A 17,245-nucleotide genomic window follows, 5' to 3' on the forward strand; every position below is an offset into this window, starting at 1 on the left:
GCGGTAGCGACCGGCTCGCGCGGGAGCGCGGAGTCCTTACGTGGCCCGCAGTGAGACTTGGCGCGCGAGGGCCACCAGTTCTGGGATCGCCGGATGTCCCGGACCGCTGTGCCACGCCAGTGACAGCGGTAGCTCTGGTGCGTCTACCAGCGGGATGTAGGCCACGTCCGGGTGCTGATGCATCACGGCGGTGGCCGAGGTGGTCACGCCCACCGCCCGCCGGGCGGAGATGGCGGCGAGCCAGTCGTCGTTGTTGGCGACTGTCACCGTGGCGGTGGGGCGGCGCGCCGGGGGCCAGAGGTCGAGGGTGGTGCTGCCCGCGACGGTGTTGAGGGCTACTGGGTGATCGGCGAGGTCCGCGAGGGTGAGTTCGGGGCGGGTGGCCAGGGGATCGGCGGTGGGGACGGCGGCGAGCCGGGGTTCGGTGAGGATGACCTCTGTGACCAGGCCGGGAGCCCGTACCTCGCCGCGCAGCAGGGCGACGTCGACGGCGCCGCGCGCCAGGCCGGCCGTGCGGTCGTCGATGCGCAGGAATTCGAGCGGCGTCTCGGGGTGGGCGCGGCCCCACGCGAGGAGCAGCGGCGTCGTGTACGCGCCGAACGCCGACCAGGCGTGGCCGAGCCGCAGCGGCCACGGGTGCAGCCGGCCGACGTCGACGGCGTCGTCGAAGGCGGCGACGGCCGCCGCGGCCTTGGCGCGGAAGGCGTGGCCGGCCTCGGTGAGTTCGAGGTGGTGGGTGGAGCGGTCCACGAGCCGGGTGCCCAGTTCGGTCTCCAGCCGGCGCAGGGTGCGTGAGACGGCGGGCTGGGTGAGGTGCAGGCCGGCGGCGGCGCGGGTGACGCTGCCGGCCTCGGCGATGGCGAGGAAGCACCGGAGGTGACGCAGCTCGATGGTCATGTTCACGGAGCATAAGGGCAGGGAAATAGGCATTTCACTCGGCGCCGGGTGGTACTTAGCGTGGGGTGCATGAATCGTGCACGTGTTGACGCCCGTACCACTGACGCCCCGGCGGCGCCCCTGCCCGACCCGTCCGGGGCGGCGGCGCCCGCCGCTCCCGGCGGCGGGCGGCTCACGTCGGTGGCGCTGGTGGTCGGCGGGGTCGTGTCGCTGCAGTTCGGCGCGGCCGTGGCGGTGCTGCTCTTCCCGCGCGCGGGCGCGCTCGGCGTGGTGACGCTGCGGCTGGTGCTGGCCGCGGTGGTGCTGCTGGTGGCTTGCCGGCCGCGGGTGCGCGGCCACGCGCGGGCCGACTGGCTGCTGGTGTGCGTCTTCGGGGCGGCCCTGGCGGGGATGAACACCCTCTTCTACCAGGCCATCGACCGGATTCCGCTGGGCGCGGCGGTCACCCTGGAGGTGCTCGGCCCGCTGGTGCTGTCGGTGGCGGCCTCGCGCCGGCTGGTGAGTCTGGTGTGGGCGGCGTTGGCACTGGGCGGGGTGTTCCTGCTGGGGCGCAGCGGCTTCGACTCGCTGGACCCGGCGGGCGCGGGGTTCGCGCTGGCGGCGGGGGTGCTGTGGGCCTCGTACATCCTGCTGTCGGCGCGTACCGGACAGCGCTTCCCGAAGGCGGACGGGCTGGCGCTGGCGATGAGCGTCGCGGCGGTGCTGAGCATTCCGCTGGGGGTGGTCAGCAAGGGGACCGCGCTGCTGGACCCGGCGACGATTGGGCTGGGCGCGGCGGTGGCGCTGATGTCGTCGGTGCTGCCGTACACGCTGGAGCTGCTGGCGTTGCGCAGGCTGCCCGCGTCGGGATTCGCGGTGCTGATGAGCCTGGAGCCGGCGGCGGGCGCGGCGGCCGGGTTTCTGCTGCTGTCGCAGTCCCTGTCGGTGGCCGAGGGGGTGGCGATCCTGCTGGTGGTGGTGGCCAGCGTGGGGGCCGTCCGTACGTCTTCGGGGAGGGGTGGGGGTGGCAGTGGCGGCGATGGCGGCGATGCCGGTGGCGGCAGTGGTGGCGGTGGAGAGTCGGTGCCGGTCGTGGGCGGCGAGGGGGCGATGGTGCTGCCGGTGGGGGAGTGACGGTGGGGCTTGTGGGTGGCACCTCGGTGGTGCCGGGGCGGTGCCTGGGCCGGCCTCTCTGACCGGGTCACGCGACAGGCCGTCCGGCGGCGGCCGGGGGCCGCGGGGAAGGCTCGCCGCGCCGGGCGGCGGGAGGCGTGGTGGTGAGGTGCAGCGCCGGCAGGCCGCGGCGGCGGATCAGGAACTCGGCTATGACGATGTTGGGCAGCCAGGCCAGGAAGGGCAGGGGCGCGTAGGCCTGTTCCAAGATGGCCTCTGCCGCGTCCGGGCCGTGCACGAAGGGTACTTGGATGAAAATCAGCACTCCGAACCAGAGCCGCAGGGTGACGGCCGCGTAGGTGAGCGCGAAGTTGCGGATCATCCAGGCTTGGTGGCTCCGGATGTCGCGTTCGCGGATGGCGCGGTAGGCGCGCCATGCCGTCCATCCCCATAACACCGCCAGTGAGCCGAAGCCGAAGAAGCCCAGCAGGCCCACTGAGTTGAACATCGACATGACGAGGGCGGAGACCGCGCCGAGCGCGACATTGGCCAGGTACGCGCGCCCGATGCCGCGGTGGACCCGTATGCGGCGCTTGCGCAGGCGCTTGGAGAACTGCCACGGGCCCAGCGCCAGCGCGAGCCCGGCGGTCACGATGTGCACGTAGAAGGCGATACGGATCGGCAGGGCCCGGGAGGCGTAGGCGTCCGAGAGCCCGACGTGCTGGTGCGCCAGGGAGTCGAGGGTGCCCTGGGCGTACTGGCCGGTGAAGTAGCCGGCGACCGCCAGCGAGGAGAGGGCCACCCAGACCCAGCTCCACTGCGCGCGCCTCAGTCGGGAAAACGCTTTGGGGGAAGGTTCTTTGGGGGGTGCGGAGGGTGCGGTGGAAGTCATCCGAACTCCATGCGGTTTCACGGTGCCCCAATGTGAATACCTTTAACGTAACAGGGGATGTTAGAGGCAGTAACATAAAACCGGCCACAGTTGTCCGAGCCGCTCGCGGCGTCCCGGCGTCAGGTGCGGCCAGTGAGGAGAAGCAGTCGGTGACACGGGCGACCTACCACCACGGCGCACTGCGGCAGGCGCTGATCGAGGGGGCGCGGGAGATCCTCGCCGAACGAGGGCACGAGCAGTTCAGCCTGAACGAGGTCGCCCGCCGGGCCGGTGTGAGCACGGCCGCCCCCTACCGCCACTTCAGCGGCAAGGACGAGTTGCTGGCCGCAGTGGCCGAGCAGGGCTACGCCACACTGCTCGACAGTCTCAGGAGGACGGCGGCGGACACGGCCGGGGCGCGCGAGCGACTGCTCCGCCTGTCCGGGGCGTACGTGCGCTTCGCGCAGGACCACCCCGACCTGTTCATCACGATGTTCCGCAGCCATCCGGGCGCCGACCCGATCGGCCACGAATCGTTCGAGGTGCTCCTGAGCGCGGTCGCCGACGCCCAGCGGGCCGGGCTCATTCCCGCGAAGCCCACACCGGAACTGATGGCCAGATCGCTGTGGGCCACGGTGCACGGCCTCGCGGTGCTCAGCCTGCGCCGGCCCCACCGGCGGTTCGCCATGGACGAGCCGGCGGAAGACCTCGCCGCCGGGACCTTGGTCGCGATCTTCGGGCTGTAGTCGGGGCGTGCGTCGGGGGTCGGGGGCGGCGGCTCTGGCGGGCTTTGGCTAGCTCCGGCTGGCTTTGGCGGGCTCCGACAGGCTCCGGCAGGCGTACGGGCGTGCCTTCCGGCGGCTTGCCTTTGGGGTCGCGCGGCCCTTTGTCTTCCTGTGCGCTCGCCATGATTAATGCAATCACGCTTGATTGTTTCGCCGTGCGCTGCCACGCTCGGAGTGCGCGGCGTGGCCCAACACGCCTTGCCTGTACGGGCGTAGCGGACCGGAACAGGACGCGGCAGGACGCAGCGAAACGCGGCAGTCGGAGTCCGATTCGGGCTCGGTGGCTTGGCGACTCGGTGACGGTGATGGTGGCGGTGACTCGGTGAGGGGGCGCGGCGTGGCCGATCCAGCGGAAGTACTCGGCGATCTGCGGGCGGAGGGCGAGGCGCTGGACGACCTGGTGGCCCGTATCGCCCCGGAGCGGTGGGCGACGCCGACGCCCGCTCCAGGCTGGACGATCGCTCACCAGATCGCGCATCTCGCGTGGACGGACGACTGCGCCGTGCGGTCCACCGAGGGGGCCGAAGCCTTCCAGCCGCTCCTCGACAAGGGGCTCGCCGCGCCCGACTCCTTCGTCGACGAGGGCGCCGCGCTGGGCGCCGCCCTGCCGCCCCCCGAACTGCTCGCCCGCTGGAGGGCGGGGCGCGAGCGGGTGGGCCGGGCGCTCGCCGGGCAGCCCGAGGGGGTCCGGCTCCCGTGGTACGGGCCGCCGATGAGCGTCGCCTCGATGGCGACGGGCCGGCTGATGGAGACCTGGGCGCACGGCCAGGACGTCGCGGACGCGCTGGGCGTGACGCGCGAGCCCACGGCCCGGCTGCGGCACGTGGCGCGCATCGGCGCGCGGGCCCGGAACTACGCCTACGCCGTACGCGGACTCACCCCGCCCGCCGAGGAGTTCAGGGTGGAGCTGACGGCGCCGGACGGGGACGTGTGGTCGTACGGGCCGCCGGGCGCGGTGCAGCGGGTGACGGGGCCCGCGCTGGACTTCTGCCTGCTGGTCACGCAGCGGGCGCACCGTTCGGAGGTGGCGGTGACGGCCGAAGGCCCGGACGCCGAGCACTGGTTGGACATCGCCCAGGCCTTCGCGGGGCCGGCGGGGGCGGGGCGCGAGCCGGGTGGCTCACGCCGTGAACCTGGGGGTCCGGGTGGGCCAGTGCAACCACCCGTCGAGCCGGGCCGCGAGCCGGGCAGGTCGGACCGGTGACGGGGCGGCAGGCGCCGCCGGACGCGTACGGGCCGGGCGCCGGGCGCCCCGGTGAACCCCGCGCCCCGCGTGACACGCCCGCTCGTACGTCCGGCCCCAGCCCCGCCCCCGCTTCAGCCCCCGCCCCCACCCCCGCCCTCGGCGGAGCCGACGGCGTCCTGCGCATAGGCAATGCCTCCGGCTTCTACGGGGACCGCTTCGACGCCCTGCGCGAGATGCTCACCGGCGGCGAGCTGCACGTCCTCACCGGGGACTACCTCGCCGAGCTGACGATGCTGATCCTGGGCCGGGACCGGCTCAAGGACCCGGCGCGCGGTTACGCAAAAACGTATCTCCGGCAGTTGGAGGAAGGCCTCGGGCTCGCCGCCGAACGCGGCGTCAAGCTCGTCGCCAACGCGGGCGGCCTCAACCCCGCCGGACTCGCCGAGGCCGTACGCGAGCTGGCCGAGCGCGTCGGCGTGCCGGTGCGCGTCGCGCACGTCGAGGGCGACGACCTGCTCGGCGCGCGCGCCTGGCCGCGCGGTGTGCTCACCGCCAACGCCTACCTCGGCGGCGCCGGCATCGCCGCGTGCCTGCGGGCCGGCGCGGACGTCGTCGTCACCGGCCGCGTCACCGACGCGGCCCTCGTCACCGGGCCCGCCGTCGCCCGCTTCGGCTGGGCCCCCGACGACCACGACCGCCTCGCGGGGGCCGTCGTCGTGGGCCATGTGCTGGAGTGCGGCCCCCAGGCGACCGGCGGCAACTACTCCTTCTTCGGCGAGCTCTTCGGCGAGGCGTTCGGCCGGAACGGGCTGCGCCGCCCCGGCTTCCCCCTCGCCGAACTGCACGCGGACGGCTCCGCCGTCATCACCAAGCATCCCGGCACCGGCGGCGCCGTCACCATCGGGACCGTCACCGAGCAGCTCCTGTACGAGACCGCCGGCCCCCGCTACCTCGGCCCGGACGTGACCGCCCGCCTCGACACGGTCCGGCTCACCCAGGAGGGCCCCGACCGGGTCCGCGTCGACGGGGTGCGCGGCGAGCCGCCGCCCGCGACCCTCAAGGTCGGGCTGACCCGCCTCGGCGGCTGGCGCAACGAAGTCGGCTTCGTCCTCACCGGCCTCGACATCGACGCCAAGGCCCGCCTCGTGAAAAGCCAGTTGGAGGCCGCCCTCGACGCCTCGAAGCGGCGGCCCGCCGAGGTGCGCTGGACCCTGGCCCGTACGGACCGCGCCGACGCGCCCGTACAGGAGGAGGCGAGCGCGCTGCTGCGGCTGGTCGTACGCGACGAGGACCAGGACGCCGTCGGGCGGGCGGTCAGCGGAGCCGCCGTCGAGCTGGCCCTCGCCAGCTACCCCGGCTTCCATGTGACGGCCCCGCCGGGCAAGGGCGAGCCGTACGGCGTCTTCGAAGCCGCCTACACGGACGCGGCCGGCGTTCCCCATGTCGCCGTGCTGCCGGATGGGGGGCGGGTGGACGTACGGGCCGTACCTCCGCCGGTACGCGCCGACGGGGCGTGCGCGGGCGTGGGAGCTGCGCCGGTATCGCCCGTACCGGTCTCCGCGCCGACCCCTGATGCCCAGCTCCCGCCCCCGATACCGCGCGGCCCCCGCCGACGTGCCCCCCTCGGCCTGGTGGCCGGCGCGCGCAGTGGGGACAAGGGCGGTTCCGCGAACGTCGGGGTGTGGGTCCGTACCGACCTGGCCTGGCGGTGGCTCGCCCACGAGTTGACGGTCGAGCGGATTCTCGAACTACTGCCGGAGGCACGTGAGTTGAGCGTCACCCGGCACGTACTCCCCAATCTGCGCGCCCTCAACTTCGTCGTCGACGGCCTGCTCGGCGAGGGCGTCGCCTACCGGGCGCGCTTCGACCCGCAGGCCAAGGCCGTGGGGGAGTGGCTGCGCTCCCGCCACCTGGACATACCGGAGGTGCTGCTGTGACCGTGCTCGCATCCGGGCTCGACGTGTCGGGCCCCGAGGCCGCCGACTACGCCGCGAACCGCGAGGCCATGCTGGAGAAGCTCGCCACCGTCGAGGCCGAGCACGCGAAGGCGGTCGGCGGGGGCGGCGAAAAGTACGTGGCCCGCCACCGCGAGCGTGGCAAGCTCCTCGCCCGCGAGCGGATCGAACTGCTCCTCGACCCCGACACGCCCTTCCTCGAACTGTCCCCGCTCGCCGCCTGGGGCAGCGACTACGCGGTGGGCGCCGCCCTCGTCACCGGCGTCGGCGTCATCGAGGGCGTCGAGTGCCTGATCACCGCCAACGACCCGACCGTACGCGGCGGGGCCAGCAACCCCTGGACGCTGCGCAAGGCGCTGCGCGCCAACGAGATCGCCTACGCCAACCGGCTCCCCGTCGTGAGCCTCGTCGAGTCCGGCGGCGCGGACCTGCCCAGCCAGAAGGAGATCTTCATCCCCGGCGGGGCGCTCTTCAAGGACATCACCCGGCTGTCGGCGGCGGGCATCCCCACCGTCGCCGTCGTCTTCGGCAACTCCACGGCCGGCGGCGCGTACGTACCCGGCATGTCCGATCACGTGATCATGGTCAAGGAGCGGGCGAAGGTCTTCCTCGGCGGTCCGCCGCTGGTGAAGATGGCCACGGGCGAGGAGAGCGACGACGAGTCGCTGGGCGGCGCCGACATGCACGCCCGCACCTCCGGGCTCGCCGACTACTTCGCGCTCGACGAGCCCGACGCCATTCGCCTTGCCAGGCGGGTCGTCGGCCGGTTCAACTGGCGCAAGGCGCGCGCCGATCCGGCTTTCGCCGCACCGCCGCCCAAGTACTCCGAGGACGAGCTCCTCGGGATCGTCCCCGGTGACCTGCGTGTCCCCTTCGACCCGCGCGAGGTCATCGCCCGGATCGTGGACGGCTCCGACTTCGACGAGTTCAAGCCGCTCTACGGGACCAGCCTCGCTACCGGCTGGGCCGAGCTGCACGGCTATCCCGTCGGCATCCTCGCCAACGCCCAAGGCGTCCTCTTCAGCCAGGAGTCCCAGAAGGCCGCCCAGTTCATCCAGCTCGCCAACCAGCGCGACATTCCGCTGATCTTCCTGCACAACACCACCGGCTACATGGTCGGCCGCGAGTACGAGCAGGGCGGCATCATCAAGCACGGCGCGATGATGATCAACGCGGTCTCCAACTCCAAGGTGCCGCACCTCAGCGTCCTGATGGGCGCCTCCTACGGGGCCGGGCACTACGGCATGTGCGGGCGCGCCTACGACCCGCGCTTCCTCTTCGCCTGGCCCAGCGCCAAGTCCGCCGTCATGGGGCCGCAGCAGCTCGCCGGCGTGCTGTCGATCGTGGCCCGCGCCTCCGCCGCCGCCAAGGGGCAGCCGTACGACGATGAGGCCGACGCCGGGCTGCGCGCCATGGTGGAGCAGCAGATCGAGTCCGAGTCGCTGCCGATGTTCCTCTCCGGGCGGCTCTACGACGACGGCGTCATCGACCCGCGCGACACGCGCACCGTGCTCGGGCTGTGTCTGTCCGCCGTTCATACCGCGCCTGTCGAGGGGGCGCGTGGTGGGTTCGGCGTCTTCCGGATGTGAGGCATCAGTGATTGACGTTCTTCTTGTCGCCAACCGTGGTGAGATCGCCCGGCGGATTTTCCGTACCTGCCGTGAGCTGGGCATCTCCACCGTCGCCGTGCACTCCGACGCGGACGCCGACGCCCCGCACGTACGCGAGGCCGATGCCGCCGTGCGGCTGCCGGGGGACGCGCCCGCCGAGACGTATCTGCGCGGCGACCTCATCGTGAAGGCCGCGCTCGCCGCCGGGGCCGATGCCGTGCACCCCGGCTACGGCTTCCTCTCCGAGAACGCCGCCTTCGCGCGTGCGGTCGCCGACGCCGGGCTGGTGTGGGTCGGGCCGCCGCCCGCCGCGATGGAGGCCATGGCCTCCAAGACCCGGGCCAAGTCCGTCATGGGGGCGGCCGGGGTGCCGCTGCTCGAATCCGTCTCGCCGGAGTCGGCCTCTGCTCGGGATCTGCCGTTGCTGGTGAAGGCGGCTTCGGGTGGGGGTGGGCGGGGGATGCGTGTCGTGCGGGAACTCCCTTTGTTGGAGGGGGAGTTGGCCTCCGCTCGTACGGAGGCTGCCGCCGCCTTCGGGGACGGTGAGGTCTTCGTCGAGCCTTACGTGGAGGGCGGGCGCCACGTCGAGGTGCAGGTGCTGGCCGACGCGCACGGCGCCGTCTGGGCGCTCGGCACCCGCGACTGCTCCCTCCAGCGCCGCCACCAGAAGGTCATCGAGGAGGCGCCCGCGCCGGGACTCTCCCCGGAGCTGCGGGACGAGCTGCACGGCGCGGCCGTCGACGCGGCGCGGGCGATCGGGTACGAGGGCGCGGGCACGGTGGAGTTCCTCGTCTCCGGCTCCGGGCGCGCGTACTTCCTGGAGATGAACACCCGCCTCCAGGTCGAGCATCCGGTGACGGAGTGCGTGTACGGGCTGGACCTGGTGGCCTGGCAGGTGCGGGTGGCGGAGGGCGCGCCGCTGCCGGGTGGCCTGCCGCCGGCTCCTGTGGGGCACGCGGTGGAGGCCCGGCTGTACGCGGAGGACCCGGCTCGGGGGTGGACGCCACAGACGGGGGTGGTGCATCGGCTCTCCGTGCCGGGTGTGGGGGAGGGGCGCGTCGAGGTGCGGGGCTCCGGGGAGGGAAGCGTCGGAGTGCGGGGCGTCGGGGAGCGGAGTGTCGGGGAGCGGAGTGTCGGGGAGCGGCGTCGGGCTCTCCGGGGCGGGGGTCCGGGACCGTATATTTACGGGCCGCCCGCCCTGAATCCTGAAGGAACCCGGAACTCCGGCCCACAAATACACGGCAGCGTCCCGGACCCCCGCCCCTGCGAGCCCGCCGCCTCCCGCTCATACCCGACTGACGGCCGTACTGGGCTGCGCGTCGACTCGGGCGTCGCCGACGGCGATCTCATCGGCGTCCATTACGACCCCATGCTCGCCAAAGTCATCGCCTGGGCGCCCAGCCGGGGCGAGGCTCTTCGATTGCTGGCGTCTGGTCTCGAACGCGCGCGTATTCATGGGCCTGTGACCAATCGGGAGCTGCTGGTGCGGTCGCTTCGGCATCCGGATTTCGTCGCTGCCCGGCTGGACACCGGGTTCTACGAGCGGAATCTGGTGGAGCTGACGGCCGAATCCCCGGATCGCGGCACGGCCCGGATCGCCGCGCTTGCCGCTGCCCTCGCCGATTCCTGCGGGCGGTCCCGGTTCGGCGGGTGGCGCAACGTTCCCTCCGCCCCGCAGAGCAAGACCTACCGTCGTGATCCCGGTGGAGCCGAATGCGAGGTGCGTTATCGGCTCGGGCGGGACGGGCTTCTCGCCGAGGGGTGTCCGGATGTGCGGTTGCTTGCTGTGGATTTTGGCTCGGTGGTATTTGAAGTCGCGGGTGTTCGGCGGGAGTTCGCCGTTTGCTTTTATGGCGAGCGTGTTTATGTGGATTCGGCGCTTGGGGCCTATGCCTTTACTGCCTTGCCGCGCTTTCCCGATCCCGCCGCCCGTACCGAACCCGGCTCTCTGCTCGCCCCCATGCCCGGCACCGTCATCCGCCTCGCCGACGGGCTCGCCGTCGGCGACCGGGTGGCCGCCGGGCAGCCGCTGCTGTGGCTGGAGGCGATGAAGATGGAACACAAGGTCGTCGCCCCGGCGGACGGGTTTCTCACCGCGCTCCACGTCGCGCCCGGCCGGCAGGTCGAACTGGGGGCGCTCCTCGCCGTTGTCGCCGATTCGCGCGCGTAAGACGACGCCTGGTGATGTGCCAGGAGTTGGTTCGTGTCGTAAGGAGCCTTTCGTGATCGAGACCCCGGAACAACGTGACCTCCGCGCGGCCGTGGCCGCGCTCGGCAAGCGCTACGGCCGCGAGTATTTCGCCGGCGTCGTCCGCGACGGCAAGCACAGCGACGAGCTGTGGGCCGAGGCCGGACAGCTCGGCTACCTCGGTGTGAATCTGCCGGAGGAGTATGGGGGAGGGGGTGGCGGAATTGCCGAGTTGGCCATTGTTCTGGAGGAGTTGGGGGCCGCTGGGTGTCCGCTGCTCATGATGATCGTCTCGCCCGCCATCTGCGCCACCGTCATCGCCCGGTTCGGCACCGAGCCGCAGAAGCGGCGCTGGCTGCCGGGGCTCGCGGAGGGCTCCGCCAAGATGGCGTTCGGCATCACCGAGCCCGACGCCGGCTCCAACTCGCACCGCATCACCACCACCGCCCGCCGGGACGGCGACGGCTGGGTCCTGACCGGGCGCAAGGTCTTCGTCTCAGGTGTGGACATCGCGGAGGCGACGCTGATCGTCGGCCGGACTGAGGACGCGCGTACGGGCAAACTCAAGCCCTGCCTGTTCATCGTCCCGCGCGATGCGGTTGGGTTCGGCCGGAGCCAGATCGACATGGAACTCGCCGCGCCGGAGAAGCAGTTCGAGCTGGTCCTCGACGATGTGCGGCTCCCCGCCGACGCGCTCGTCGGCGACGAGGACGCCGGGCTCCTCCAACTGTTCGCCGGGCTCAACCCCGAGCGCATCATGACCGCCGCCTTCGCGCTCGGCATGGGGCGGTACGCGCTGGACAAGGCCGTCGACTACGCCCGTACGCGTACGGTCTGGAAGGAGCCGATCGGCGCACACCAGGCCATCGCGCACCCCCTCGCGCAGGCCCATATCGAGATCGAGCTGGCCCGGCTGATGATGCAGAAGGGCGCCGCGCTCTACGACATGGGCGACGACGCGGGCGCGGGCGAGGCGGCGAACATGGCGAAGTACGCGGCCGGGGAGGCCGCCGTCAAGGCCGTCGACCAGGCCGTGCACACCCTCGGCGGCAATGGCCTGACCAGGGAATACGGGCTCGCCTCCATGATCACGGCGGCTCGGGTCGCCCGGATCGCGCCGGTCAGCCGGGAGATGATCCTCAACTATGTCTCCCATCAGTCGCTGGGGCTTCCCAAGTCGTACTGAGCGGGGCGGCGGGCCGTTCCTGAGGTGAATGTCGGGTCTCGCCCGAGGAATGTCGGGCCGTGTCCGAGGCGAATGTCGGGCCCAGCCCGAGATGAATTGAGTCGTACCGAGTCGTACTGAGTGGTGCCGGGTCGCGCTGAGCGGTGCTGATTCGTGCCAAGTCGAACGCCAGGAGATCCGCCATGGAATTCCGCAGCGAGTACGCCGATGTGGCCCCCGTCGAGCTGCCCATCCACGAGGCCGTTCTGGGCCGGGCCGCCGAGTTCGGCGACCGGCCCGCGCTGATCGACGGGCTGGACGGACGTCGCGTCAGCTATTCCGAACTCTCCTACGCCGTCGGTAGGTTGGCCGCGTCATTGGCCGACTCCGGGGTGCGCAAGGGGGATGTGATCGCCCTGATCAGCCCCAACACCATCGCCTTTCCGGTGGTCTTCTACGCCGCTACCCGCGCGGGGGCCACGGTCACCACCGTCCATCCGCTCTCCACGGCGGAAGAGTTGGCCAAGCAGTTGGTCGACTGCGGGGCGCGTTGGATCGTCACCGTCTCTCCGCTGCTCGACCAGGTCCGCAAGGCCGCCGAACAGGCCGGCCACGTGCGGGAGATCATCGTCTGCGACCGGGCGGACGGGTACCGGTCCGTGCAGGACATGATCGCCTTCGACGGGCCGGAGCCGGATGTCGTCATCGACCCCGCGCGGGACCTGGCGGCCCTCCCGTACTCCTCGGGCACGACCGGCGTCCCCAAGGGCGTGATGCTCACGCACCGCTCCATCGCCACCAATCTGGCCCAGTTGGACGACCTGGTCCCCTCCCGGCCCGGCCAGGTCGTGCTGGCGGTGCTCCCCTTCTTTCATATATATGGGCTTACCGCCCTCATGAACGCGCCGCTGCGGCGAGGCGCGACGGTCGTCGTGCTGCCGCGCTTCGACGTGCGGCAGTTCCTGTCGGCCATCGAGACGTACAAGGTCAACGGGGTGTACGTGGCCCCGCCCATCGTCCTCGCGCTGGCCAAGCACCCGGCGGCCACCGGGTACGACCTGTCGTCGCTGGAGTACATCGTCAGCGCGGCGGCGCCGCTGGACGCCGGGCTCGCGGCGGCGTGCGCGCGGCGGCTCGGGCTGCCGCCGATCATGCAGGGGTACGGGATGACGGAGCTGTCCCCGACCGCCACCATCTGGCCGCTGTCCGAGGTGCCCGACGCGCCGCCCGGCTCCGTGGGCAAGCTGGTGCCCGGTACCGAACTGCGGATCGTCTCCCTGGAGGGCGACGGGCGGGATCTCGGAGTGGGGGAGGAGGGGGAGATCGTTCTACGAGGGCCGCAGGTCATGAAGGGGTACTTGGGGCGGCCCGAGGAGACGGCTGCGATGATCGACTCGTCGGGCTGGCTGCGGACGGGGGACATCGGAAGTGTGGACGCGCGGGGGTGGCTCTACGTCGTGGACCGGGTGAAGGAACTGATCAAGTACAAGGGCTACCAGGTCGCCCCCGCCGAGCTCGAAGCGGTGCTGCTGGCGCACGAGTCGATAGCCGACGCCGCCGTCATCGGGGTGCGGGACGCGGACGGCGAAGAGATCCCGAAGGCGTACGTGGTGCGGCGCGCGGACCCGGGGGCCGGGGCGCTGACCGAGGACGCCGTGCTGGCGTACGTGGCCGGGCGGGTCGCCCCGTACAAGAAGGTCCGGCGGGTGGAGTTCGTCGAGAGCGTGCCGCGAGCCGCCTCCGGCAAGCTGCTGAGGCGCGAACTGCGGGACAGGGAGCGGGCAATGGAAGGACGGGAGCGATGACATCGTTGAACGATGCGGGGAGCGATGCGCGATCCGATGACCGGCTGGTGCGGCGCTCGTACGACGACGGGATCGCCACCCTGACGCTCGACTCGCCGCACAACCGCAACGCGCTCTCGCGGCGGCTGGTGCGGGAGTTGTACGAGGAGCTGGCGGCGGCGGCCGAGCACGACGCGGCGCGCGCCGTCGTCCTGACGCACACCGGCAACACCTTCTGCGCGGGCGCGGACCTGAGCGAAGCCACCTCGGAGCCGCCGGCAGAGCCGTCCCCTGCCGAGCCGGAAGGTCTGGCCCGGCTGCTCCGTACAGTCGTGGAGCTGCCCAAACCGGTCGTCGCCCGCGTCACCGGCCACGTACGGGCCGGGGGGCTGGGGCTCCTGGGCGCCTGCGACATCGCGGTGGCGGGCCCGGGGGCGAGCTTCGCGTTCACGGAGGCGCGGCTGGGACTGGCGCCCGCCGTGATCTCCATGCCGCTGCTGCCGCGCCTCGACGCGCGGGCGGCGGCGCGGTACTACCTGACGGGCGAGCGGTTCGACGCGGCGGAGGCGGCGCGGATCGGCCTGGTGACGCTGGCGGTGGAGCCGTCGCGGGCCGCGGACGCCGACCCCGTCCGTGCGGTCGACGCGGCCCTCGCGCCCGTACTGGACGGCCTGCGGCGCGGCTCGCCGCAGGGGCTGGCCGCGTCGAAACGACTGGTCACGGCGGAGGTCCTACGGGCCTTCGACCGCGACACGCAGGCGCTGGCCGAGGAGTCGGCGCGGCTGTTCGGATCGCCGGAGGCCCGCGAGGGCATGACGGCCTTTCTGGAGAGGCGGGACCCCGCATGGGCATCGTGACCGTACCCAAACAGGACCGCAGCCGCGTCACCCGCCAGCGGCTGCTGGAGGCCGCCATCTCCTGCCTAGCCGAGCACGGCTGGGCGGGCTCGACGGTGTCGGTCGTGGCGGAGCGGGCGGGCGTGTCGCGCGGTGCGGCGCAGCACCACTTCCCGACGCGGGAGGACCTGTTCACGGCGGCCGTGGAGTACGTGGCCGAAGTCCGCTCCCAGGCGATGCGCACCCTCGCGATGCGCGCCTCCAACGGCCCCCGCCCCAGCCCCGTCCGTACCCGCGCCGTGGTCCGCGCCCTGGTCGACCTCTATACGGGCCCCCTCTTCCGGGCCGCTCTCCAGCTGTGGGTGGCGGCTTCCAACGAGGACGAACTCTGCCCACGTGTTGTGGACTTGGAGGCCCGCGTGGGCCGCGAGACCCACCGCATCGCCATCGAACTCCTCGGCGCCGACGAGCGTGTACCGGGCATCCGCGAGACCGTCCAGGGCCTCCTCGACATGGCCCGCGGCCTCGGCCTCGCCAATCTCCTGACGGACGACGCGGCGCGGCGCGAGCGGGTTGTGGAGCAGTGGGCCCACATCGTGGATTGCGTGCTCAAGAGCCGACGGTGACCGTCGTGCCCGGCGGTACGCGCGTTGCGGCGGCAGAAGGCTCCCGGTCTTGAACGGCCGGGGGCCTTCGTCTTGATCCCGGAAGTCCCGGCCGGGTGCCTGCCGGGGCGGTGTGTCAGACCGCCCCGGCGCGGAGCCGTGAGCCCCTTGGTCGCCCCGGCGATGCGGCACCGGGGTGCGAGATCGGGGGAGTGGTAAGGGTTACCTTCCTGCGACGTTCAAATGTCTGACGTCTGTATGTATGCTGCTTCCCATGAAGCGCATCAGCACACCGCGGCGGACGGCCAGCCTGTCCGCCCAGCTCGTGGACAGCCTCCGCTCGCACATCGAATCGGGCGGCTGGCCGGTGGGAACGCGAATCCCGCCGGAACAGGCCCTCATCGAGGAGCTCGGAGTCGGACGGAGCACGCTGCGCGAGGCGCTCGGCGCGCTCGTGCACCTGGGCCTGCTGGAAGCCCGGAAGGGCGACGGCACGTACGTACGCGCGTCGAGCGAGCTCCAGTCCGTCATGGTGCGGCGAGCCAGCTCCGCGCAGCGGAACAACGTGCTCGAACTGCGCACCGTCCTGGAGGAGTACGCCTCGGGGGCCGCCGCCCTGCGGCGCAGCGAGGACCAGCTGGACCAGCTGAAAGAGCTGCTCGCCGACGCCGACGCGGCCTGCGCCGGCGAGGACATGGCCGCCGCCGGGAGCGTCGACGCGCTCTTCCACCGGGCCGTCGTCCGGGCGAGCGGCAACGACCTCCTGATCGAGGTGTACGACTACCTCGGCACGGCCCTCACCTCCTCCCTGGGGGGCCTGCCCTGGGAGGCCACCGGCGCCGAGGAGCACGCCCGGCTGCACCGGCGGCTCGTCGACGCGATCGAGAACCGGGACGACAGCGGTGCCCGCGACGCGGCGGCCGCCATCGTCCGGCTCACCCACGACCACCAGGTCGAGGCGCCGCGCGGGGCGGAGGGGCAGTGAGTACGCGGTCTTCCTCCATATCCCGCCGCCGCTCCGTCTCCGGGGCGCCCGCCGCCGACCACATCCGGGCCGCCGTGTCGATCGGGCTCGTCATCGCGATCTGCCTCGTGGCCGCGAACCTGCGTACGAGCCTCACCGGCGTCGGCACGCTGCTGCCGGCGATCGAACACGGCAGCGGACTCACAGCGAGCTGGGGCGGGCTGCTGAGCACGCTCCCCCTGCTGACGTTCGCCGCGACGTCGCCCCTGGTGGCGCGGGCGTCGCACCGGTTCGGCACCGCGCGCCTGCTGGTGGCGGCCCTGGCAGTACTGGCCGCCGGAACCGTGATCCGGTCGCTCCCCTCGGTGTTCTGCCTGTTCGCCGGGACCGTGATCCTCTCGGCCGCCATCGCGTTCGGCAACGTCCTGCTGCCCGCCCTGATCAGGCGGAGCGTGCCCGCGCACCGCATCCGGGGCATCAGCGCCCTGTACGTCACCGTCATGGGCGTCACGGCCGCGGTCTCCTCCGGCATCTCCGCGCCGCTCTCCCACGCCCTGCCGGGCTCCTGGCACACCGCTCTCGCCTGGGGCGTCGCCTTCACCATCGCCGCGCTCCTCGCCTGGCTGCCCCGGATGCGGGGCGACAAGCCGCAGGCGTCCACCGGCGAGACCCACGTCCCGGCCCCTTGGCGGTCGCGGCTGGCGTGGCAGGTCAGCCTGTACATGGGCCTCCAGTCCCTGGCCTTCTACACCGCCGTCGCGTGGCTGCCCAGCATCCTGATCAACCACGGCACCAGCAGCACCACGGCCGGCTGGATGCTCTTCTACTACCAGGTCGTCTCCCTGGCGGCCGGCAGCCTTCTGCCCCTGCTCACCAAGGGCCGTCACGACCAGCGGTGGACCGCGGCCGGAGCCTCGGTCCTCGTGGCCGCCGGTTTCGCCGTGCTGGTGGCCGCGCCCTCGCTGTCCATCCTCGCCTGCACCCTGCTCGGGCTGGGCGCCGGCCCGTGCCTGGTCCTCGCGCTGAGCTTCCAGAGCGAACGCGCCGGCAGCGCCGGCGAAGCCGCCGCGCTGGCCGGCATGGCGCAGTCCATCGGCTACCTCGTAGCGGCGGCCGGACCACTGCTCCTCGGCATCCTGCACGACGCCACGGGCAGCTGGACGCTTCCGCTCGTGCTCCTGGTCGTCCTCGGCGCCGCCATGGCCGTCGCCGGGCACGGCGCGGGGCGGGACCGGCAAGTGGGCCATACGGCCCGCCGGTAGGGCATCGGTGATGGGGCCCCTCGATAGTCGAGCCCTGTCGATTGT

Annotated in this window: 14 protein-coding genes; 12 read left to right on the forward strand and 2 right to left on the reverse strand. The window is 72.4% G+C overall.

All coding sequences use genetic code 11. From position 1 onward, the window contains the following. Positions 1–36 precede the first annotated feature (36 nt). On the reverse strand, positions 37–897 hold the full coding sequence (locus AB0I22_RS17010) for a LysR family transcriptional regulator (RefSeq protein ID WP_363131570.1): 861 nt from the start codon (positions 895–897) through the stop codon (positions 37–39). Between the two features lie 69 nt (positions 898–966). Between AB0I22_RS17010 and AB0I22_RS17015 the strand changes: the two genes are divergently transcribed. Beyond that, positions 967–2,010: an EamA family transporter gene (locus AB0I22_RS17015; RefSeq protein WP_363131571.1), complete on the forward strand. Its 1,044-nt coding sequence runs from the start codon at positions 967–969 to the stop codon at positions 2,008–2,010. Positions 2,011–2,077: 67 nt separating this feature from the next. Here the strand turns inward: AB0I22_RS17015 and AB0I22_RS17020 are convergent, their stop codons facing one another. Then, the gene (locus AB0I22_RS17020) at positions 2,078–2,881 is read right to left on the reverse strand and encodes a DUF2306 domain-containing protein (RefSeq protein ID WP_363131572.1); all 804 of its coding nucleotides are present in this window, start codon (positions 2,879–2,881) and stop codon (positions 2,078–2,080) included. A 149-nt stretch (positions 2,882–3,030) separates the two neighbouring features. Between AB0I22_RS17020 and AB0I22_RS17025 the strand changes: the two genes are divergently transcribed. The 11 genes from AB0I22_RS17025 to AB0I22_RS17075 all read left to right on the forward strand — a co-directional run bounded on the left by AB0I22_RS17025 (position 3,031) and on the right by AB0I22_RS17075 (position 17,200). Beyond that, positions 3,031–3,606 carry a TetR/AcrR family transcriptional regulator gene (locus tag AB0I22_RS17025; RefSeq protein WP_363131573.1) on the forward strand — a complete coding sequence of 192 codons (576 nt, stop codon included), beginning with the start codon at positions 3,031–3,033 and terminating at the stop codon, positions 3,604–3,606. A 376-nt stretch (positions 3,607–3,982) separates the two neighbouring features. Then, entirely contained in the window at positions 3,983–4,849 is an 867-nt protein-coding gene (locus AB0I22_RS17030; RefSeq protein ID WP_363131574.1) for a TIGR03084 family metal-binding protein, read from the forward strand. 158 nt (positions 4,850–5,007) lie between these two features. After that, entirely contained in the window at positions 5,008–6,768 is a 1,761-nt protein-coding gene (locus tag AB0I22_RS17035; protein ID WP_363131699.1) for an acyclic terpene utilization AtuA family protein, read from the forward strand. Further along, the gene (locus tag AB0I22_RS17040; RefSeq protein WP_363131575.1) at positions 6,765–8,375 is read left to right on the forward strand and encodes a carboxyl transferase domain-containing protein; all 1,611 of its coding nucleotides are present in this window, start codon (positions 6,765–6,767) and stop codon (positions 8,373–8,375) included. The genes AB0I22_RS17035 and AB0I22_RS17040 overlap by 4 nt, the downstream gene beginning before the upstream one ends. Positions 8,376–8,382: 7 nt before the next feature. Then, complete coding sequence (locus AB0I22_RS17045; RefSeq protein ID WP_363131576.1) at positions 8,383–10,566, forward strand: biotin carboxylase N-terminal domain-containing protein; 2,184 nt, start codon at positions 8,383–8,385, stop codon at positions 10,564–10,566. A gap of 52 nt (positions 10,567–10,618) precedes the next feature. Next, a complete protein-coding gene (locus AB0I22_RS17050) occupies positions 10,619–11,770 on the forward strand; it encodes an acyl-CoA dehydrogenase family protein (protein ID WP_363131577.1) in 1,152 nt (383 codons plus the stop codon). A 182-nt stretch (positions 11,771–11,952) separates the two neighbouring features. Then, positions 11,953–13,554 (forward strand): 4-coumarate--CoA ligase family protein, encoded by a 1,602-nt coding sequence (locus AB0I22_RS17055; RefSeq protein WP_363131578.1) that lies wholly within the window; start codon positions 11,953–11,955, stop codon positions 13,552–13,554. Continuing rightward, positions 13,551–14,390, forward strand: a complete 840-nt coding sequence (locus AB0I22_RS17060; RefSeq protein WP_363131579.1) for an enoyl-CoA hydratase family protein — start codon at positions 13,551–13,553, stop codon at positions 14,388–14,390. Before AB0I22_RS17055 ends, AB0I22_RS17060 begins: the two co-directional genes overlap by 4 nt. Continuing rightward, complete coding sequence (locus AB0I22_RS17065) at positions 14,378–14,995, forward strand: TetR/AcrR family transcriptional regulator (RefSeq protein WP_363131580.1); 618 nt, start codon at positions 14,378–14,380, stop codon at positions 14,993–14,995. The genes AB0I22_RS17060 and AB0I22_RS17065 overlap by 13 nt, the downstream gene beginning before the upstream one ends. A gap of 253 nt (positions 14,996–15,248) precedes the next feature. Beyond that, on the forward strand, positions 15,249–15,959 hold the full coding sequence (locus AB0I22_RS17070; protein WP_363131581.1) for an FCD domain-containing protein: 711 nt from the start codon (positions 15,249–15,251) through the stop codon (positions 15,957–15,959). Next, a complete protein-coding gene (locus tag AB0I22_RS17075) occupies positions 15,956–17,200 on the forward strand; it encodes an MFS transporter (RefSeq protein WP_363131582.1) in 1,245 nt (414 codons plus the stop codon). The genes AB0I22_RS17070 and AB0I22_RS17075 overlap by 4 nt, the downstream gene beginning before the upstream one ends. Positions 17,201–17,245 lie beyond the last annotated feature (45 nt).

Origin of the sequence: Streptomyces sp. NPDC050610, assembly GCF_040654875.1 — a bacterium.
In the GTDB taxonomy this organism is placed as follows: Bacteria; Actinomycetota; Actinomycetes; order Streptomycetales; family Streptomycetaceae; genus Streptomyces.